Source organism: Bacillus sp. AFS088145 (genome assembly GCF_002564465.1).
Taxonomy (GTDB): Bacteria; Bacillota; Bacilli; order Bacillales; family Bacillaceae_G; genus Gottfriedia.
Window position 1 is genome coordinate 1 of record NZ_NUUX01000073.1, and the last position, 656, is coordinate 656.

A 656-nucleotide genomic window follows, 5' to 3' on the forward strand; every position below is an offset into this window, starting at 1 on the left:
GCAGTCTTTAGTTCAATAAGCAATTCTCAGTACTATAAACTTTAGTTGTTAGGAGAATATTTTAATTTCCACTCCTTAAGTAAAGGTGTAAATTTCTTATCAGGGTTACTAATAGGTCTTTTTAAACGAACTAATTTATACGCCTTATCAAATGATCCTAATGTTTCACAAAGATACCAAATGAGTAACATAACTGACCTTGATCTACCTTGATGACAAGTTACTAATACGCGCTTCTTATCCGCTAGATTTTTAGATAATATTTCTTTTGCTATTGGGAGATAAGTTCTTGCTTCTTCAATTACTCCATCTCTAAATGGAACTGAGATATATTCAACTTTTTCTGGTAAGAACACCTTTCTGTTAGATTCTCGAATATCTCTCAAATCAATCCAAACATCAACTTGAGGATTCGGCATATTTTGAAAGAATCCAAATCCATTAAGATTCTGAGACTCCTCAATTCCGTATAAGAGTTCATCAACATCATCTTCCCCGCCTAGAAAAAGTAATTCATTTATAATTACTGAGTGGCCATATTTTTCTTCCCAATCAGGTGGTTGATGGTTCATTTAAATCACCCCAATTAGATAATTAATTGTTATATTAAATTCGAATTATGGGCTATTTATTCCTGAAAATTCGTGTTTTCTTAT

1 protein-coding gene is annotated in these 656 nt (G+C 31.9%); it reads right to left on the bottom strand.

Annotation, left to right across the window (positions count from 1 at the left end; all coding sequences use genetic code 11):
- Positions 1 to 41 precede the first annotated feature (41 nt).
- The gene (locus COI44_RS23675) at positions 42 to 572 is read right to left on the bottom strand and encodes a dual specificity protein phosphatase family protein (RefSeq protein WP_098430061.1); all 531 of its coding nucleotides are present in this window, start codon (positions 570 to 572) and stop codon (positions 42 to 44) included.
- Positions 573 to 656: the final 84 nt, after the last annotated feature.

What these genes read in the sequence shown, in the direction of transcription:
- COI44_RS23675 (WP_098430061.1), bottom strand. Translation starts at nt 572, where the DNA reads ATGAACCATCAACCACCTGATTGGGAAGAAAAATATGGCCACTCAGTA.